We start from the raw sequence: 12,910 nt of genomic DNA, 5'->3' as shown, positions 1-12,910 counted from the left end.
TTATCATACAATACTCTGCGGCTAGATTCGAGGCTCTCAGGCGTATCAATACGCTCATTTACCCTGCATACGGCTTCTTGCTTCTTCCATAGTGATACATTTTGCATATCTTTTCGGCCACATGAATTCGTTATAGTAGCGGTAGCACGATGCCCTGTCCATAAACTCATTGTCATAGGTCGAATTGGTATATTCGGGAACCAGAACCTCAAATCCGTTGTCAAAACCTGTTCTGATCGTCGCATCTATGCAAAAGTTTGTCATGATACCCACCATCATCACAGTTTTTACACCTTTTCCCTTAAGATAATCCAAAAGACCTGTCGACGGGTGAAGTGCACTGTTTACGTTCTTAGTAAATATCTTTTCCCCATCGTTTGGTGCAAATTCATCGAATATCTCAAAATCTTCATCCCCTACGCTGAATCCCGTTCCGGGGCCGTCATCATGCCGAACAAAAATTACTTCTTTGTTGTTCTCTCTTGCAAGAGCGATAAGATCCTTGATGTTGGATTTTAGCTTTTCAAACTCATAGAGCCTGTCATCCGTTATCCCTTTTTGCGTGTCGATTACAAGTAGTACCATGGTGTCCTCCCTTAAGGTTTATAATTTATTATACGCGATTTTTCATTACATCCATAGTCATCATCTTCAACTATTCATATTCTCTGATGTATGGACATCAAATGATACGGTGATATAAAATGTTTTTACATTTATTCAGCTGAAAGGATTTTGCATCATGGATTATAGAATAGCTACTTTAGAAGATATAGACCTCTTGACCACTTCACGAATTGAGGTATTACGTGCAGCCAACAAGCTTGACGACTCAGTAGATATGTCTGAGGTTGAGACTTCTTCAAAAGAATATTATAAAAGAGCTCTGGCAAACGGAACCCATGTGGCTATCCTCGTCATGGAAGGCAACTCTTTTGTCGGCGCAGGCGGAGTAAGCTACTATGAAGTCATGCCGACATATCACAATCCAAGCGGCAAGAAAGCCTATATCATGAACATGTACACCAATCCCGCATATCGTCGGCAGGGAATTGCCTTTAAAACCTTGGATATGCTCGTTCAGGATGCCAAAAAGCGCGGAATTACGCAGATATCACTTGAAGCAACAGACATGGGGAGACCACTATATGAAAAATATGGCTTTGTTCCCATGAATGCAGAAATGGAGCTGGGAAACTGATTCACCTTATAATCTTCCATGCCTCAACCAGCTTATCCACATTCCACGCCGCATTGGCTGGGCTTGTGGATGGCAGGCAGATTGCGGATCTTTCTATATTTTTTTCGGTGTATTTCTTGTAATACTTCTCTGCCGTCTTACCGTTTACGTATATTGCCTCAATATCAGCGTTATCAAGGATTATCTTAAGATCATTCGCCGTTACGTTCTTTATGCTGGAATCCGAGGATCCCGTTATATCACACGAATGAATGACGTCCCAGAGCGCTATGTTGTTTCGCTTAAGTAGCGCTTTCTTCTCATCTATTGTCTTCGGAACTTCCTCCTCAAAAACCGCCGCAATGACTTTCCAGAATCTATTTTGCGGATGTCCGTAGAAAAACTGCGCTTCTCGTGATTTCACCGAAGGAAAACTCCCAAGAATAAGCACTCTCGAATCCTTGTCAAAAAGAGGCGGTATCGGATGTACTATCATCTAAATTCCACCACCTCGTCAAAACTCTTCCTCGGTCTGGGATTTGGTGTCTCATCCGGAACTCCCACTATAACGGCGCTTATTAGCTGTCCCGCTATTCCAAGATAGCTTGCAAGCTCCTGATAAGCATAAAATGTGTTGGCGATCCAAAGCGTTCCATATCCAAGTTCTGTCGCAGCAAGAAGCATATTTTGAATTGCCGCACCTATGGAAAGTGAATCACAAATCTCCGTAATTCTGTCATTGACATTGATATCCACAAAAGGGATTTTTCCGTTGGAGTTTTCCACAAAGATAACCACAGGAGCCTGCCTCATTATCCCCAAAGTATTGAAGGCATCCGAAATAAGCGGTTCGATTCCGGGCACATCCTTAAGCTCTTCGCGAGACCTTTCAAGTCCCTTCTCCATAACATTAAGAGCGTCTTCTTTCTTCTCGCCTTCCATCACAATGAACTTCCACGGTTGTCTGTTCTTCGCAGAAGGCGCAAGAATTCCCGCTTCAATTATCTTTTTTATATCATCCTTATTAACCGCATCTGCTTTATATTTCCTGATGCTGTGTCTTGCCGAGATTTCTTTCATGTGTTTGTCCTCCCATGCCGGTAATATTTTGTCACCTATAATAGTCTCACAAATCTATCTCACATTTAAAGTACTCATTTTCCTCTGCCGAGAACTTTACGGCATATTTATATTTTTTTGCCACCTGCTTAACAACGCGGATTCCAAGGCCATGCTCGGGAAGATATGCATTCTTTATTCTTTCGTTAAGTACCTTGATTTTCTGCTCCGGTGCGCCCTGTCCGTTGTCACATATAGCAAGTTTAGCCTTACCATTACCGCGCTCAGATAACGTAACCTTCATCTCACAGCCTTTTTCATTATGAACAATTGAATTTGTAATAAGGTTCTCGATCATGCGCCTGATCAGCGTTACGTCCGCCTGGATACTGTAGTTCTCAAGCTGCTCATCCACTTCCAGGTCAAAAGAATAATCTTCATAAGTATTTATATAATCGCACAATATATCTCTCAGGATCGATGTGAGATTTATCTTTTCGCTACTCCACTTACCCGTTCCCGACTCCAGCTTGTTCTCGGTGTTGAGATTCCCTATCAGGTCTCTTATCTTAAAGCACTGCTTTTCCTCGATGCTTCCCTTTTCCACAGAGCCCATAACTATGCTGAGCGGCGTCCTTATATCATGCGAAACTCCGGCAATCCACTCAGTCCTTGCTTTCTCTCTTGCAAGCATCCACTTACGCGTTATCAGAACCGGCAACAGCAACAGGATAAGCATATTTGCAATAAGCATATACGGACCAAATCTGATCATGCCATCCATAGTTTCCATATTTATTTCCAAAATGTACTTCCATATGCTGCCCTTGGGATGTCCGACCACCAAAATGCCGTCGTCCCTCGCCCAGTTATAAATGGGATAATCATTCAGATACCAATGTGAAAAAGAAGCCACCTCTTTTATCCCATAGAAATCCGGAATTTCCGCCGGCTTATTATAATTCCAGATCACGTTCCCGGAATCATCAATTATCATGGCAAAAGAGCCTGTCCTGTCCAAACGGTCATATATGGATTGATCCACATTATACACGCCGCCTTCGTTAACGATCTTCTCCGATACTTTTTCTATTCGATACGTATCAAGATATTCCTTCTCTTTCTGCACACATATAAAGAACATCACCAAAACATCGATCACTATAAGTGACACCAGAACCAGCATCATGGAAAAGATGTATCCGGATAATTTTTTCATTACTTTCTACCTCTTATGTTTAGCCTGTATCCCAGTCCTCGAACAGTCTGCAGATACTCAGGTTTCGACGGATCTTCTTCAATTTTTTCCCTAAGCCTTCTGACGTGTACTATAAGCGAATTCTCAAGTCCATAGCTCCCATCCGGCCATAGTGTATCCATCAGGACATTCAGCGACACAATTTTTCCCTGATTATCATATAGTTTGGAAAAGAGCTGAAACTCTTTTGCGGTCAGCTCCGCCTCTCCGTCAGGTCTTATCACGATTCCCGAGTAAAGATCCACTCTCACAGCCCCGAGATTGACAATCTTATTCTCTGTTAAGTGATACGTCCTTCGCAAAACCGCTTTTATCCTAAGGAGCAGTTCCTCAGGCGTATAGGGCTTTGTCACATAATCGTCGGCACCAAGTCCGAGTCCTTTTAACCTGCTTGTTTCCTCATCCCTCGCGGAAAGAAAAATCACCGGTACATTAAGTCCTTGCTTCGTCCACTGCTCATAGAGCGAAAGTCCGCTGATATCAGGCATCATTATATCCAGAACAACCAGATCCACCTGATTTTTTCCCATAATCTCATCTGCTTCTTTCCCGTTTGAAGCGCGCAATATATTCTTAAATCCATTCTCTGACAGGAGCCTGTCGTTAATCTCCAATATCTGCTTTTCATCATCTACGAGAAGGATGCTGCAATCTGTTAAAACCATATTTTTTCCTCTTTTTCTTTTCAATAATCAGTATACACACATATCTTTTGCAATGAAATAACCGTGCCCACAGCGTAATGTAATTGTAATGTAGCTGTCATGTTCAGGTAAGCTTTCCTTTTTATACTGTATTTATCAACAATATGCGGAGGAAAAATCATGAAGAAATATATAATCGAAACCTATGATCTATGCAAAAAAGGCGGTCATAAATTCAGGGTAAAAGACGTAAATCTGGCGGTTCCAAAAGGATGTATATACGGCTTTCTCGGCCCCAACGGCGCGGGTAAAACCACAACAATGAAGCTTCTTCTGGGACTTATACAGCCCGATGGCGGAACTGTGGAGATTCTTGGTCAAAAGATGTCTCCCGGAAGCAGGTTCGATATAAACATGCGAACAGGAAGCCTTATAGAAAGTCCCGGCTTCTACGGGCATCTCACCGGACAGGAAAACCTTGAGATAATCGCTCGTTATAAAAATCTTGGTTCCGCCGACATAAAAGAGGCTCTTTACACAGTCAGTCTCTATGACAGAAAGGATGATAAGGTAAAAAACTATTCGCTTGGAATGAAGCAGCGGCTTGGTATAGCAATGGCTCTTATGGGAAAGCCCGAGCTTATTATTCTGGATGAGCCGACAAACGGTCTCGATCCCGCAGGAATAAACGAGATCAGGAATCTGGCAAAAAGTATTCCCGAAAAATATGGTTCAACGGTTATCATCTCAAGTCACCTTCTCTCTGAAGTTGAGCAGATTGCCGATTATGTGGGCATTATAAATAAAGGAAAAATAATCTACCAGGGACTCTTATCGGAACTTGAAATCGGAGATGCTTCTCTTGAAGAAGTCTTCCTCGAAATGACAAAAGGAGCTTAAAAAATGGGCATTATAGGAAATCTTTTTATCGAACTCAAAAAACATAAACGCCGCTGTAATCTGCTGTTATTCATTGCGGTGATTGTTGCCGAGATGACATTTTTATACGGAAATTTCCATGGAAAAGAAGCTACTTCCGCCGGATGGATGCTCCTCTTTTATAATATTCCCATCATAAACTGCGTGTTTTTCCCGGTTGCGATCGCTGGATTTGCTTCCAGGCTAATGGACATTGAGCACAAGGGCGAGATGCTGAAATGCCTATACACCTTCTCCACACCGCAAAAGATTTTTTTCACAAAATATCTTTATGGAGCGATATGCACACTTATCCTGGTCGCAATGCAATGCGGCTCGATCATACTCTGCTGCGGAATTCTTGGTTTTGACAGCGACTTCCCGCTTAAATATCTGCTTATACACGGGCTGATCACTTATATAACCAGCATGACTCTGCTAAGCATACACTTGCTTTTGTCGTTTTTTTACAGGAATCAGGCTCTTAGTATTTCAGTGGGAATTCTTGGAAGTTTCACTGCATTTTTCTCATTGGTCCTTCCTGAATCAATCATACAGAAGTTCCTCCCCTGGGCAACTTTCGTGACATCGGGCTTTGTCACAATGGACTGGAATCGTAACACGAGGGAAGTAAAATACGCGCTTGGAACCCCCGACTACACATCAACAATCATCTGCATTGGATGGATAGTTCTTTTAACCTGTATCACACTTATGCTGCTCAAGAAATCCGGTGTTGAAGAGGCGGAAAAAATAAAGAGCAAACGAAAGACAACGAAGATAGCGCTACACAGACGTCCTGTTGAGATTCTGAAATTGAAGGGGTCACCTGCTTGGATTGCCTTTTTCATAGTTCCTGCAATATCGGCGGCAATCGGAACCGTGAACTATCTCGCCAATCTGAGCATCTTAAAAGAAGGCTGGTACTCACTGTGGACTCAGCACACGCTGTTCTTGTGCTATTTCTTCATGCCTGTCATCATTGGGATTTTTACAGTCTGTATCTGGCGAGTTGAACACAGCGGAACAAATATGAACCTATTAATGACTCATCAAAGGCCTGCAATGATAGTACTCGGCAAATATGCGGCCACTTGCTTTATCACATCTGTTTCACTGATCTGGGTCGTTGCCTTGTATCTCATTGCCGGATCAATGATTCACATAGACGGAGAATTGCCTTCGGGAATCATTCAGTGGATTGGCTTGGGAATCCTTAGTTCGTGGGTTATTTGCGCCTTCCAGGTTCTTGTTTCGCTTGTTATAAGAAACTTTGTCCTTCCCATAACTGTCGCATTCCTTGGAGGGTTCGCAGGTCTTTCCTGTATTGCAAAGGATATGCCTTACCTGACACCGTTCTCCTTGTTCGACCTTGCCATGAATCAGCGGGAATTGGGAAATGCGAATATCGGCGCATTTACACTCTCGTCTGTGATATTTATTGTAGTGTTTATCATGATTTCTATCCTGTATCTTAGTCGCAGTGATGTAAGATCTAACGAATGAGTTTTACTCTTTTATTCTCTAAATGCTAGCGTGCGAGCGATATTGCGAAGCGTTTATTTTTCAAGAATTTCCAAAACGCTTTTTGCAATGCGTTCAGCACTGCTAATTATCGCATCAATACTCTCTTTGCTGTCTTCGTCAGGGTCTTTTTCCAAAAGAAGATCCGCGTTCCCCCTGATGATAGTAAGCGGAGTTTTAAGGTCGTGCGCTATCTGCGCCATCTCCTGTTTTGTCTCATAATCTTTGCGCCACTTTTCCTCAGCCAAAGTATATATAAGCTTTTTTAGCCTGTTTATCAGAACGACAGAAGGAACCAGGATAACCAGAATATATGCCAAAGCCGTAAGTCCAAACGCCGTCCACTCTCCCGAAACGCCAACGCTGTAATGGATATAGATTATAGAATCGCCTATCTTTTTGGCCATATAAGCTTCCTGACCGTCAAGATATTTTTCTTTCCCATTCGATTTATACTGTGAAATGTACTTTCTTAGCTTCTCTTCATTTCCGTCATTGATCCCTGAAGCAATTTCTTCGCCGTCTTTTTCGGCAACATAATCCGCATTTTCGGGAAAAGAATTAGTATCAATTTTGCCCGTAGCTTCAGCATTTTTAATCCATGTCTCAACCTTCTTTTCGGTATCGTCTGCCCTGACCGCCGTCATATTTTGAAAGACGATTACGGCAACTACCGTCACAACACATAATAAGCTTGAAATTATCAAAAAATATATTCCCAAAACTCCGCTGAATTTTACATCTGTTTTTTCCATCGATAGCCAACACCCCACACCGTTTCTATAGGTTCAATTTCGTACTGTTTAAGCTTTCTTCTGAGGTTCTTAATATGTTCCGTGATGGCCGATTCATCGCCGTCTTTATCATATCCGTATATGATCTCATAAATCTGACCTTTCGAAAAAACCTGCCCTTTGTTCTTAAACAACAGTGTCACAATATCAAACTCACTTTTCGTAAGCTCCACGAGTTCGCCTCTGACCTTCAAGCGGCACTCATTTGGATATAGCAAAACATTTTCATCTCTTAACACCACACCTGCGGAATCTCTATTGTCCCTTCTGATATGAGCCACAATTCTGGCTCTAAGCTCTGCTATGGAAAAAGGCTTCCTGATATAATCATCCGCTCCTATCGAAAGCCCGTATACTATGTCTTCTTCCAGCGCCTTCGCACTAAGGAAAATAATCGGACAATCAACGACTGCTCTTATCTTCGCCAGCAGATCGTATCCGCTTTCGCCGGGCATCATAACATCCATTATTATCAAACTATATACAGACAGATCCTGCGGAAGAGCCTGAGTCGGAGAAAGGACAGTATCTACCTGATACTGCCCTCTTAATGCTTTTTCTATAAGAATCAAAATTTCTTTTTCATCATCAATTGCTAAAATTCTCATCGCATCACCATGTAAAGAATAAATGATAGTCCATATAAAACATAGACATGTGCGGGATAAAACCAGTAGAACAACTTGGCATTTCCCTTTCCACGCTCACCATTGTAGCATAACATGAGTATTATTGAAAAAACGCTGAGCCATTCATATGCATCAAAAAACAGTGTCTGCACATTCAGCTGCATTCCCATTACCGCAAGAGCGCCCACATTTATCAAAAGGCACATAACAGCCCATGCATAAATGCGAATTTTCTTATTCTTACAATAGCTGAAAAGAAGAAGTATTATTCCCTCAATCACTGTGATAGTTCCGCCATCAGCAATTGCCGTATGCATTGGCAAAAATGAAAGTGCACACATATTTGCCAATGCCAATCCGGTACTGTTATTCGCATTCATAAATGGTACAAACACGCAATAATATGCGATTATCGGCCATATCAAAGGCACTATCAAAGCTGTCAGGCCTTTTACCCATTTCTTTTCCCTGATCCACTCTATCCCCTGCATTACAACAAACAGTATCGCAAAGCTTGATAACATCCCGTTCTGCGGAAAGAATCCATCGCCTCTGACCGCAGGCGACAAGACGAAATAAAATCCAGACTGAATCACTCCCATTACAACTGAGATCAGATATATTTTCAAAAAATATTTCTTTCTGTCATGTGTGTGAATAAAACCTTCCACAAAGCAAAACAAGAACAGCGGCGCCGCCAATCGACCTATCCACGAAAACGCGATCGGCACCTTTCCCGTAAATTCAAAAAAGTAGTGAATATGATCCAGCACCATAAACACCAGCGCAAGATATTTCAAACCAAAACCTGTAAGACCTTTTTCCTTGATATTAAACATTTCCGTCATCCTCCTGTTGAATACAGGATAGATGGTAATTATAAGGAATTTATAAGGATGGAAAAAATTCAATTTAAAGCAGCATAAATCTTCTCTATTACCGGCGATTTATGCTCAATGTATTTATCTATATCATCAGGGTATAGCGTTGCTGCCTCAAGTTTTATATTTCCATATTTTTCCTTGTCGTCCGGATGACTTCTCAAATAATCCCTGAACGCAAGATGTCTTTTAAGCTCTGCAGAATCTTCCGGACATACATATAAATGATGTGTCTGCAAATGCTCTTTTCCCTCATATGCAAAGGCTTCGCGTCCTTCAATCCCAAGATTTCCTTCATGTGTATATCCAATGGTTTCAAGCGCCGCGATAGCCTTTTTGACATCATTTGGCTTTACAACCACGTCAATATCAATAACCGGCTTCGCTGCCAGTCCCTCAACAGATGTGCTTCCAACATGCTCAATAGAAATTGCAACTTCGCCAAGCACCGCTGACAGCTCATTCTTTATATCTATAAAATCTTGCTTCCACTTCTCATCATACGGAAGCACTACTACATGTTTTGTTCTCATGGATGTCACCTCACAAATAAAACAATTTCATTTTTTATAACCATAAGAAATCACATGACATCGCGCAGCCAAGTATCCGTTTGAACCAGCATATTTTTCATCCACTCCGTGGTCAATCATGAATCTCTTTTGCTCTGATTCAAAATCATCAGTACCTGCGCTAACGAAATCAACATAATCATTGATTCTCACTCCGATATTCTTTAGCCCAAGTTTCTCCATAAAGACCGGCGCTTTCATCCCAATTTGATAATCTCTTCCACCGGATTGTTCCTCTGATAGCCACCTCTGTTTTAGAAAATCATCGTTTTCAAACGGATCATATGTCCTATTGTCTATATAAATCCCTGCATTCTCCATACGCCTGCTTGGTTCGATACATATTACCAATCCGTTCTCTTTTACAGCCCCGATCATCTTCTTCATTATATCTTCCGGTTTTGTAACATGCCGAAGTACAGCCTGGCATATAGCTATATCATATTCAGCATCAGGCTTATACTCATTTAAGTCTGCAACTTCAAAGCATACCTCCTTGCTGCCAGAAAAGATTTCACGCGCTTCATCGATAAGATTTTCAGATATATCAACTCCCTTATATAAGCTTTCCTTCGGGACTAACGGCAACAGCATCTGCGCCAAGAATCCATATCCGCAGCCAAAATCAATTATTTTCACCGGCTTATCTATCTTCCATACGCATTTTACAAGGAACTCAAAATAATCATTATTCCACAGGTTCTGCCTTGTACTATGTAAATATACCTTTTCCGATCCCCAATCTCTGGAACCATCTATTCCTGATGCTTTTTTCATAAACTCCCCCGCAATTGATTTATAACTTTTTTCAATCCGTTCTTTCTAATGTTGTCCAATTCCTCTGCATTCAGGCAACCGCTCTGATAAAGTCTCAGATACTCCTTAGATACATCTGAATCAAAGATCAACACATCATCGGAATTAATTGTCACATCAACACCGCTACGATAAAGTTCCGCAATTGGATGAGTTTTAAAGTCTTTAACTCTTCCAAGAAGATAATTACTTGTAGGCGTAATGTTCAGTCTGATGTTATTATCCACTATAAAGCGGATCACAGAAGGATCTTCCACCGCCGCAATTCCATGCTGTATCTCATCAAGTTCAAGGCACTCAACCGCTCTACGCACATCTTCAGCTGTTCCCCACTCGCCTACGTGCGCCTTAAGTCTAAGCCCTTCTGCTTTTGCGCGTCGATAGATTGGTTTGAAATTCTCTATTGGCTGTGCCAACTCATCTCCATACAGATCAATTGAATAAAACGCTTTACATCCCCAGAAATGAGAAAGGCAATCTTCCAAATACGCTACATCACAATGCCTGGATAACCCAATCTGAAGCCTAAGCTCAATTTCCGGTGCGATTTCTTTATGTGATAATTCAAACGCTTCAACAAGTTCATCTATATTCTCATGAAAAAACTCACCCAGCCCCCAGACATCTTCTCCTATTTCAAGTACGCTGACACCGTCCTCCTTTGCCTGCACAAATGTAGCCCGTATCAACATTCTACGCCCTTCAGGTGAATTAAAGAATTCTCCTATATTCTGCGCATTCCAAGCATGCATTTCATCCATGGAATTAAGTGGCTCTTTGATTGGTTGTATATCTTTTCCTGTCTGTTCTTTCAAAAATCGCCTGCTTCCGCCAAGTACAAAGTGGTTGTGTAGATCCGCCTTTGGGCATTTGCGGATATCATCAAGTTTTTCTTGTTTCAATGCCGTCTGAAAGTCCATCGTTGCTCCTTAATCAAGCTTATTCCATATTTTTATGCATATTCTAACGAATACTTAGAGAAAGAACTTTTTTATTATAGCATCAATCTCATTAGTTCCTAAGGGACTGATTGATGTTTCCTCTGTAATTATCAAATTTACTCCTATAAAAATATCTTCCTTCATCAAAGATTTTAACCTTTGTACTGAATTCTTCGCATATTCTTTATCGTCTAACATGCCACGATGTTCCCAATATAATACTTTTCTTCTTTTGACATCCAAAACAGTGAAGTCAGGATGAATTATTCCCCCGCCACTTAGTTTTAATGGACATTCATATTTATATGGAATCCCCTTGTCCGCAAGTGCATTGGCTATATTGAGTTCTGACTTTGATCGAACCCTTTCTTTTCGTTTAGTTTCAAAAAAAGGAAGATATTCCGGAATAGGTTTTCTTTGATATGGCTCTTTTAACCAGAGTTGCACATAGTCCTCGTCCGAGACATCAATAGGTGTTATTAATTCTTTCGCTTCAGTAGGAAACGATGAATATGCTTTTTGAATCTTATCTATTGTATTTTCCGATTTGTCGATGAGTTTTTTCAGGCATTGAACCTCTACCGTGACAAGCTTATTAATCTTTTCGTCATAAGCTTTTTGAAGATATTGTTTAATCATAGAAATTTCAGATTTATGAATATATTTTCCGGATTTTTCCGAACTTTCTCTTCGCAAATAAAACTGGACTCCATGCGCAGTTCTGCTCACATGTATTTTCCCCGGCGGCGCTTTTTCTAATGCTTCCTCTTTTGAATTCTTGATCAAAAGCAGCTCGTTGTACCTCCGCTTTGCTTCAGAATATAGATTGGTATATTTAGTCGTTAATAAATTTCGTTGCTTCTTCGTAATGATTCCTCCTTAAAAATATAAAAAGACTTGAATTATAAAAGCCTAAATTGCAAATAAAATTATAAAAGCTTGTACTATGCAGCTAAGTTGTTCTTTTTTTCTGCCACTTGTCAATCATGCCTTTCATGCTCGGACAGCGGAATTGTGAAAAATGGCATTTTCGTTGCAATAGATAATCATCATTTACTTTTTATAACAGCGAGATTATGAAAGCTGGCTTATCCGCTGTCATAAATTGTTTATCTACCTAGTTTCCAACATCGAAATTTTAAAAAATTGCTTTTTCGCCGCCGTATATAAGCATCATTCGCATTTTCTAACAGCGAGATTATAAAAACCTACTTTTTCCGCTGTCATAGATGTTTTATTTACTTAATTTCCGACAGCGGAATATTAAAAAATAGCTTTTCCGCCGCCATATATAAAGCTTATGTGCTTTTTCCAACAGCACCCTCAATCTCGGCTTCTCAGCACGCAACACTAAAATCACAACACATCACATATCAAGGATTTTTGTGGTAAGACAAATATAACCACTCAAAGAAAAAATTATAGAAATCCTGAAACTGAATAAGAATATACTCCAACACATACAAAAAAGCAACTACAAGTTTTCAGCCTCGCGCCAAAGAGCCCGCATCCCCTATAAATACTAGAGGTTGCGGGCTTTGCTCCTTTACTCCTATAATAGAAATCGCTTGAAATACAGCGTTTTCTATTATAGGAGTTGTCGCCGGATGCTTCGACAATTTATATGAAAATCCCTTCGGGATTTCACGCATAAAATAGGAGGCAGGACATAAATGCAAGCATTTGTCCTACCT

The 12,910-nt window shown here is 40.8% G+C and carries 15 protein-coding genes; 3 read left to right on the top strand and 12 right to left on the bottom strand.

Translation table 11 applies throughout. The features are described from left to right. Positions 1-54: 54 nt before the first annotated feature. Positions 55-585 carry a cysteine hydrolase family protein gene (locus G628_RS0108620; RefSeq protein ID WP_027208941.1) on the bottom strand — a complete coding sequence of 177 codons (531 nt, stop codon included), beginning with the start codon at positions 583-585 and terminating at the stop codon, positions 55-57. 157 nt (positions 586-742) lie between these two features. Here G628_RS0108620 and G628_RS0108615 point away from each other — a divergent pair, with 157 nt between their 5' ends. After that, entirely contained in the window at positions 743-1,201 is a 459-nt protein-coding gene (locus G628_RS0108615; RefSeq protein WP_026656460.1) for a GNAT family N-acetyltransferase, read from the top strand. 1 nt (position 1,202) lies between these two features. Here the strand turns inward: G628_RS0108615 and G628_RS0108610 are convergent, their stop codons facing one another. From G628_RS0108610 to G628_RS0108595, 4 genes are read right to left on the bottom strand one after another with little or no spacing between them, the layout of a single operon-like run. Further along, positions 1,203-1,676 carry a DNA-deoxyinosine glycosylase gene (locus tag G628_RS0108610; protein WP_026656459.1) on the bottom strand — a complete coding sequence of 158 codons (474 nt, stop codon included), beginning with the start codon at positions 1,674-1,676 and terminating at the stop codon, positions 1,203-1,205. Beyond that, positions 1,673-2,260, bottom strand: a complete 588-nt coding sequence (locus G628_RS0108605) for a nitroreductase family protein (RefSeq protein ID WP_026667822.1) — start codon at positions 2,258-2,260, stop codon at positions 1,673-1,675. The genes G628_RS0108610 and G628_RS0108605 overlap by 4 nt, the downstream gene beginning before the upstream one ends. Before the next feature lie 46 nt (positions 2,261-2,306). After that, positions 2,307-3,458: a sensor histidine kinase gene (locus G628_RS0108600; RefSeq protein WP_026667824.1), complete on the bottom strand. Its 1,152-nt coding sequence runs from the start codon at positions 3,456-3,458 to the stop codon at positions 2,307-2,309. After that, entirely contained in the window at positions 3,458-4,162 is a 705-nt protein-coding gene (locus G628_RS0108595; protein ID WP_026667825.1) for a response regulator transcription factor, read from the bottom strand. Before G628_RS0108595 ends, G628_RS0108600 begins: the two co-directional genes overlap by 1 nt. 159 nt (positions 4,163-4,321) lie before the next feature. Here G628_RS0108595 and G628_RS0108590 point away from each other — a divergent pair, with 159 nt between their 5' ends. Together G628_RS0108590 and G628_RS18135 are read left to right on the top strand one after the other, a co-directional pair. Next, entirely contained in the window at positions 4,322-5,041 is a 720-nt protein-coding gene (locus G628_RS0108590; RefSeq protein ID WP_027208940.1) for an ABC transporter ATP-binding protein, read from the top strand. A 3-nt stretch (positions 5,042-5,044) separates the two neighbouring features. Then, complete coding sequence (locus G628_RS18135) at positions 5,045-6,565, top strand: ABC transporter permease (protein ID WP_051199108.1); 1,521 nt, start codon at positions 5,045-5,047, stop codon at positions 6,563-6,565. Positions 6,566-6,618: 53 nt separating this feature from the next. On the opposite strand, the gene G628_RS0108580 is transcribed toward G628_RS18135, so the two are convergent. The 7 genes from G628_RS0108580 to G628_RS16885 all read right to left on the bottom strand — a co-directional run bounded on the left by G628_RS0108580 (position 6,619) and on the right by G628_RS16885 (position 12,002). Further along, positions 6,619-7,338 (bottom strand): histidine kinase dimerization/phospho-acceptor domain-containing protein, encoded by a 720-nt coding sequence (locus G628_RS0108580; protein ID WP_027208938.1) that lies wholly within the window; start codon positions 7,336-7,338, stop codon positions 6,619-6,621. Next, on the bottom strand, positions 7,320-7,985 hold the full coding sequence (locus G628_RS0108575) for a response regulator transcription factor (RefSeq protein WP_034469034.1): 666 nt from the start codon (positions 7,983-7,985) through the stop codon (positions 7,320-7,322). The genes G628_RS0108580 and G628_RS0108575 overlap by 19 nt, the downstream gene beginning before the upstream one ends. Then, the gene (locus tag G628_RS0108570) at positions 7,982-8,845 is read right to left on the bottom strand and encodes a TraX family protein (RefSeq protein WP_155833791.1); all 864 of its coding nucleotides are present in this window, start codon (positions 8,843-8,845) and stop codon (positions 7,982-7,984) included. The genes G628_RS0108575 and G628_RS0108570 overlap by 4 nt, the downstream gene beginning before the upstream one ends. A 68-nt stretch (positions 8,846-8,913) precedes the next feature. Further along, the gene (locus tag G628_RS0108565; protein ID WP_027208936.1) at positions 8,914-9,420 is read right to left on the bottom strand and encodes a GrpB family protein; all 507 of its coding nucleotides are present in this window, start codon (positions 9,418-9,420) and stop codon (positions 8,914-8,916) included. A 27-nt stretch (positions 9,421-9,447) separates the two neighbouring features. Further along, positions 9,448-10,236: a class I SAM-dependent methyltransferase gene (locus G628_RS16890; RefSeq protein ID WP_051199107.1), complete on the bottom strand. Its 789-nt coding sequence runs from the start codon at positions 10,234-10,236 to the stop codon at positions 9,448-9,450. Then, the gene (locus G628_RS0108555) at positions 10,233-11,195 is read right to left on the bottom strand and encodes an adenosine deaminase family protein (RefSeq protein WP_027208935.1); all 963 of its coding nucleotides are present in this window, start codon (positions 11,193-11,195) and stop codon (positions 10,233-10,235) included. Before G628_RS0108555 ends, G628_RS16890 begins: the two co-directional genes overlap by 4 nt. Positions 11,196-11,249: 54 nt before the next feature. Beyond that, complete coding sequence (locus G628_RS16885; protein WP_051199106.1) at positions 11,250-12,002, bottom strand: hypothetical protein; 753 nt, start codon at positions 12,000-12,002, stop codon at positions 11,250-11,252. Positions 12,003-12,910 lie beyond the last annotated feature (908 nt).

Origin of the sequence: Butyrivibrio hungatei NK4A153, from assembly GCF_000424465.1 — a bacterium.
In the GTDB taxonomy this organism is placed as follows: domain Bacteria; phylum Bacillota; class Clostridia; order Lachnospirales; family Lachnospiraceae; genus Butyrivibrio; species Butyrivibrio hungatei_A.
Note: the sequence above shows the minus strand (reverse complement) of the source record. Positions and strands in the feature narration are given on the sequence as shown.

What these genes read in the sequence shown, in the direction of transcription:
- G628_RS0108620 (WP_027208941.1), bottom strand. Translation starts at nt 585, where the DNA reads ATGGTACTACTTGTAATCGACACGCAAAAAGGGATAACGGATGACAGG.
- G628_RS0108615 (WP_026656460.1), top strand. Translation starts at nt 743, where the DNA reads ATGGATTATAGAATAGCTACTTTAGAAGATATAGACCTCTTGACCACT.
- G628_RS0108610 (WP_026656459.1), bottom strand. Translation starts at nt 1,676, where the DNA reads ATGATAGTACATCCGATACCGCCTCTTTTTGACAAGGATTCGAGAGTG.
- G628_RS0108605 (WP_026667822.1), bottom strand. Translation starts at nt 2,260, where the DNA reads ATGAAAGAAATCTCGGCAAGACACAGCATCAGGAAATATAAAGCAGAT.
- G628_RS0108600 (WP_026667824.1), bottom strand. Translation starts at nt 3,458, where the DNA reads ATGAAAAAATTATCCGGATACATCTTTTCCATGATGCTGGTTCTGGTG.
- G628_RS0108595 (WP_026667825.1), bottom strand. Translation starts at nt 4,162, where the DNA reads ATGGTTTTAACAGATTGCAGCATCCTTCTCGTAGATGATGAAAAGCAG.
- G628_RS0108590 (WP_027208940.1), top strand. Translation starts at nt 4,322, where the DNA reads ATGAAGAAATATATAATCGAAACCTATGATCTATGCAAAAAAGGCGGT.
- G628_RS18135 (WP_051199108.1), top strand. Translation starts at nt 5,045, where the DNA reads ATGGGCATTATAGGAAATCTTTTTATCGAACTCAAAAAACATAAACGC.
- G628_RS0108580 (WP_027208938.1), bottom strand. Translation starts at nt 7,338, where the DNA reads ATGGAAAAAACAGATGTAAAATTCAGCGGAGTTTTGGGAATATATTTT.
- G628_RS0108575 (WP_034469034.1), bottom strand. Translation starts at nt 7,985, where the DNA reads ATGAGAATTTTAGCAATTGATGATGAAAAAGAAATTTTGATTCTTATA.
- G628_RS0108570 (WP_155833791.1), bottom strand. Translation starts at nt 8,845, where the DNA reads ATGTTTAATATCAAGGAAAAAGGTCTTACAGGTTTTGGTTTGAAATAT.
- G628_RS0108565 (WP_027208936.1), bottom strand. Translation starts at nt 9,420, where the DNA reads ATGAGAACAAAACATGTAGTAGTGCTTCCGTATGATGAGAAGTGGAAG.
- G628_RS16890 (WP_051199107.1), bottom strand. Translation starts at nt 10,236, where the DNA reads ATGAAAAAAGCATCAGGAATAGATGGTTCCAGAGATTGGGGATCGGAA.
- G628_RS0108555 (WP_027208935.1), bottom strand. Translation starts at nt 11,195, where the DNA reads ATGGACTTTCAGACGGCATTGAAACAAGAAAAACTTGATGATATCCGC.